Below are 5,309 nucleotides of genomic sequence, written 5' to 3'. Positions count from 1 at the left end.
CCACCCGCTGTTCCACCCCCTGGCCCACCCACTGTTCCACCCACTGTCCGACCCGCGGGAACACCCGCCACCGGGCAGCGGCCGGGCACGCCGAGGGGGCGGCACCTCCGCACAGGTGCCGCCCCCTCGTCCCCCGTGTCACCGGGAGCCGCCGCCGCGGTGAGGGTCGGGGTGCGGCGGCGTCTCCCGGTGGGTCGGGGCGATCGATCGGCTCAGCCGACCGCCGCCCGACCCGCCTCCAGCCGGGCCACCGGGACCCGGAACGGCGAGCAGGACACGTAGTCCAGCCCCGCCTCGTGGAAGAAGTGCACCGACTCCGGGTCACCGCCGTGCTCCCCGCAGACCCCGAGCTTGAGGTCGGGCCGGGTGGCGCGCCCGGCGCGAACGGCGGTGCGCACCAGGGCGCCGACGCCGTCCACGTCGATCGTCTCGAACGGCGAGATGCCGAAGATCCCCTTCTCCAGGTAGGCCCCGAAGAAGCTGGCCTCGACGTCGTCGCGGCTGAATCCCCACACCGTCTGGGTCAGGTCGTTGGTGCCGAAGGAGAAGAAGTCGGCGCACTCGGCGATCTGACCGGCGGTGAGCGCGGCCCGGGGCAGCTCGATCATGGTGCCCAGGCTCAGCCCCAGGTCCACGCCCCGCTCCCGCTCGATGTCGGCGATGATCCGCTCGGCCTCCTCGCGGACGATCTCCAACTCCTGCACCGTGCCGACCAGCGGGATCATGATCTCGGCCCGCGGGTCGCCGCCCGCGAGCCGGCGGTCGGCGGCGGCCTCGGCGATCGCCCGCACCTGCATGGAGAACAGGCCGGGGATGACCAGGCCCAGGCGTACGCCGCGCAGACCCAGCATGGGGTTCTGCTCGTGCAGCCGCCGGACGGCGGGCAGCAGTCGGCGGTCCTGCTCGTCGAGCGCGCCGTGCTCCCCGTTCCGCTCGGCCAGCGCGACGCGCACCGACAGTTCGGTGAGGTCGGGCAGGAACTCGTGCAGCGGCGGGTCGAGCAGTCGGACCGTCACCGGCAGGCCGTCCATCGCCTCGAACAACTCGGTGAAATCGGCGCGTTGCAGCGGCAGCAGGGCGTCCAGGGCACGGTCGCGGTCCTCCTCGCCCTCGGCGAGGATGAGGTGCTCGACCAGCCCCCGGCGTTCGCCGAGGAACATGTGCTCGGTGCGGCACAGCCCGATGCCCCGGGCACCGAAGCGACGCGCCCGGGCGGCGTCGGCGGCGGTGTCGGCGTTGGCCCGTACCTCCAGCCGGCGGGCGGTGTCGGCGATGCCCATGAGCCGGTCCACCGCGCGCACCAGGTCGTCGGCGTCCGGGTCGTCGGGGGTCACCCGGCCCTCGAAGTACTCCACGACCGGTGACGGCACCACCGGGACCTCGCCCCGGTGGACCCGACCGGTGGAGCCGTCGATGGAGATCGTCTCCCCCTCGGTGATCACCACCGCCTCCCCGCCGGGACGCCGGACGGTCAGCCGGCGGGCGGCGGTGTCCACCTCGATCTCCTCGGCACCGCAGACGCAGGTCTTGCCCATGCCGCGGGCGACGACGGCGGCGTGCGAGGTCTTGCCACCGCGCGAGGTGAGGATGCCGGCGGCGGCGATCATGCCGTCCAGGTCGTCGGGATTGGTCTCCCGGCGCACCAGGATGACGGCCTCGCCGGCGGCGGCCCGCTCGACGGCCGTGGCGGAGTCGAAGACCGCGCGCCCCACGGCGGCGCCGGGCGAGGCGGGGAGGCCGGAGGCGAGGTGCTCGACCTCGGCGTCGGGGTCGAACCGGGGGAACATGAGCTGGGCGAGGCGTTCGCCGTTGACCCGCCGCAGCGCCTCGGCCTCGTCGATGAGCCCCTGGTCCACGAGTTGGGTGGCGATCCGGAACGCGGCGGCGGCGGTGCGCTTGCCGACCCGGGTCTGGAGCATCCACAGGGTGCCGCGCTCGATGGTGAACTCGATGTCGCACAGGTCCCGGTAGTGGTTCTCCAGGGTCTCCATGATGGACAGGAGTTGGTCGTAACTCGCCTTGTCGAGGCGTTCGAGTTCGGCGAGCGGCACGGTGTTGCGGATGCCGGCGACGACGTCCTCGCCCTGGGCGTTCTGCAGGTAGTCGCCGTACACGCCCTGGTGGCCGGTGGCGGGGTCGCGGGTGAAGGCGACGCCGGTGCCGGAGTCGGGGCCGAGGTTGCCGAAGACCATGGAGCAGATGTTGACGGCGGTGCCCAGGTCGTGGGGTATCCGCTCCTGCCGCCGGTACAGGCGGGCGCGGTCGCCGTTCCAGGAGTCGAAGACGGCGCGGATGGCGAGGTCCATCTGCTCGCGGGGGTCCTGGGGGAACTCGCGGCCGGCGTGCTCGCGCACGATCGCCTTGAAGCGGTCCACGAGGACGGCGAGGCGGTCCGCGTCGAGTTCGACGTCGGTGGTGACCCCGGCCTCGGCCTTGAGGGTGTCGATGGCCTCCTCGAAGAGGTCGCCGTGCACGCCGAGGACGGTCTTGCCGAACATCTGGATCAGCCGTCGGTAGGAGTCCAGGGCGAAGCGCTCGTCCCCGGCCTGCGCGGCGAGGGCGGCCACGGAGGTGTCGGAGAGACCGATGTTGAGGACGGTGTCCATCATGCCGGGCATCGAGAACTTGGCGCCGGAGCGGACGGAGACGAGGAGGGGGTCGTCGCCCTGTCCGAGGCGCTTGCCCATCCGGCGCTCCAGGGCGTCGAGGTGCGCACTCACCTCGGCGCGGAGCTCCGGGGGCTCGGATCCGGTCTCCAGGTAGGCGCAGCAGGCCTCGGTGGTGATGGTGAAGCCCGGTGGAACGGGCAGACCGAGCCTGGTCATCTCGGCGAGGTTGGCGCCCTTGCCACCGAGGAGGTGCTTGAGGTCCTTGTGGCCCTCGGAGAAGTCGTAGACGTACTTCACCGGCGGAGCGGCGGGGGCCGCGGCTTCGAGGGGGACGGCGGGTACTCGTGTTCGTGTTTCCGGCACGGGACTACTCCTCGTGAACGGCTGCCCTGACAGCGGGAGGCTACCCCGCCGACCGCTCATCTGAGCATAATCGCCATCATTCGTGGCGGGCATCACGCTCATCAAACGCGCATACGCCACCAAGCGGCGTTTTCGCCCCTCGTCCGCCCCCGGCATCGGACCTGTTCACCGGGACCCCGGGCCCCGGAGGAGGGCGGGAACGGCCGTCGGACCGCCGGATTCATCCCTTCCAGGGTGGTACGGAACGGAGTGCGGGGCTACCCGGGCCGCCCCCACCCCCCGGGGGGATCCGATGCGAGCGCCCGCCGGGGCATCGGCATCACGTGCTCATCCGAGCGCCCCGGGGCGCACCCCCGGGGCGGCCGGCGGGGACGGCACGCGCGGCCCCGGACCGACCCCCGCGGGAGGCCCCCGGGGACGCCGACGGCGTGTCGATCCGCGCCGCCGGGAGGCGACGGCGGAGCGTCCGGGCCCGGGCCGTCGGAGGGCGCGCCCCGGGCACGCCTCCCGACGCCCGACGGGACCGGGCCCCGACACCCGGGGCCCCCGACACCCGGGGCATCGGCCCCCGGGGGCGCTCAGGCCACCGAGGCGGCCCCACCCACGGCCCGGGCCCGGGCGGCGACCGCGAGCCGTTCGTCCGCCCGCCCCGGGGCGTAGAGTTCGTCGGCCAGCAGGACGGCCGCGCCGATCAGCCCCGCCCGGTCCCCCAGCCGGGAGGTGACCACCTCCAGATGGGCGGTGGTGCGGGGCATCGCCCGCCGGTAGAGCAACTCCCGCACCCCGGTGAGGAAGGGCGGACCGGCCAGGTCCCCCGCGAGCATGAGCACGCCGGGGTTGACCACCGTCACGACGGTGGCCAGCACGTCCCCCACCACCCGCCCGGCCTCGCGGGCCAGTCGCACGGCGTCCGGGTGCCCGGCCGCCAGGAGTTCGCGCACCCCGGAACCGGAGGCGGTGGGCACCCCCTCGGCGGTGAGTCGGGCGGCCAGGGCACGTCCGCTGGCCACGGCGGCCAGACAGCCCCGGGAGCCGCACATGCACGGGGCGTCGGACGCCTCGGCGGTGCGGATGTGACCGATGTCACCCGCGCCGCCGTCGATGCCCCGGTACAGACCGCCGTCGACCACCATGCCGGCACCTATGCCGGTGGAGACCTTCACCAACAGGAAGGCGGCGCAGTCGGGATGGCCGTGGCGTTGCTCCGCGAGCGCCATCAGGTTGGCGTCGTTCTCGACCAGCACCGGAAGCCCCGGGTCGGTGCCGAGGCGCCCGGCGAGGACGGCGCGCAGACGCTCCGGCAGCGGATGGCCCCCCCAGCCGGGCATGATCGGCGGCTCCACCAGACGACGCGTGAGGGCGTCCACGGGACCGGGAACCGACAGGCCCGCGGCGCAGATTCGGGATGCGGTGACGCCGTCGCGGTGGAGGTTGCGTTCGAGCAATCGGGTGAACCGTTCACCCAGGAGGTCCAACGCGCGGTCGGGACCGTCCGCGATGGAGAGCGGCCCCGCCTGTTCGTCGATCACCCGCCCGGCGAGGTCGAGAAGGGCGACCCGGGCGTTGCGGGTCTCCAGGACCGCGGCGAGCACGAGCGCGTGCGAGGCGTCGAACTCCAGCCGCACGGCGGGGCGTCCACCGGTGGAGGACTCGGCGGGGCCGGGCGTCTCGCGGATCCAGCCCGCCCGCAGGAGGGGTTCCAGTCGACTGCCGACGGTCGAACGGGCGAGGCCGGTGACGCGCTGCAGCTCTCCCCGGGTGGTGGCCCGCCCCCGGCGGATCAACCCGAGCAGATGTCCCGAACTCGCCTGGTTCATCCCGCTGTTCCCCGTCCTCTCCGACGGCGGCGACACCGTCTTCAGCACATCAGGGAAATGTTACGGGAGGACTTTTGACCGTTAAGCCGACGTAACCCTGCGGTATCGTGGGCATAAGCGGTGAAGCCCGACTCCTGTGGAGCACTTCGTGGACAGCGCGAGACCGACGAGCGACGACCTGCCGGATACCGGGGCGGGCCGCCGACCGCCCCTGACCTCCGGCGATTCCCATCGGAAGCGCACGTGCGCCGTCCACGCCCGGACCGGCGCGCCGACGCTCCCCCCGCACCGCGCCCCCGCGTCGCACCGCGGAGGCGCGCCCGGCGTTCGCCGTTTTCCCCGTCCCGCATATGCCCGGGGCGTTCCCGCCGGGCATGTCGGCCCCCCTTCGGCCCCGCGTCCGCGGATTCCGGTGGTGAGTTCCGTCACACCGGACCTCCGACCCGTCCGTGATGCCCGGATCCCCCGCAGCGGGGTCGCCGCATGACGACTCCCACCGGAGCCGCCGGCCCCTCCGGCG

The 5,309-nt window shown here is 73.7% G+C and carries 2 protein-coding genes; both read right to left on the bottom strand.

All coding sequences use genetic code 11. From position 1 onward, the window contains the following. Positions 1-212: 212 nt before the first annotated feature. On the bottom strand, positions 213-2,906 hold the full coding sequence (ppdK, locus tag FOE67_RS15525) for a pyruvate, phosphate dikinase (protein ID WP_323384962.1): 2,694 nt from the start codon (positions 2,904-2,906) through the stop codon (positions 213-215). 644 nt (positions 2,907-3,550) lie between these two features. After that, positions 3,551-4,789: an ROK family protein gene (locus tag FOE67_RS15520; RefSeq protein ID WP_182664674.1), complete on the bottom strand. Its 1,239-nt coding sequence runs from the start codon at positions 4,787-4,789 to the stop codon at positions 3,551-3,553. Between the last annotated feature and the right edge of the window lie 520 nt (positions 4,790-5,309).

Source organism: Streptomyces calidiresistens (assembly GCF_014141525.1).
Classification (GTDB): domain Bacteria; phylum Actinomycetota; class Actinomycetes; order Streptomycetales; family Streptomycetaceae; genus Streptomyces; species Streptomyces calidiresistens.
Note: the sequence above shows the minus strand (reverse complement) of the source record. Positions and strands in the feature narration are given on the sequence as shown.

Coding starts and splice junctions, on each gene's coding strand:
- FOE67_RS15520 (WP_182664674.1), bottom strand. CDS start 4,789: ATGAACCAGGCGAGTTCGGGACATCTGCTCGGGTTGATCCGCCGGGGG.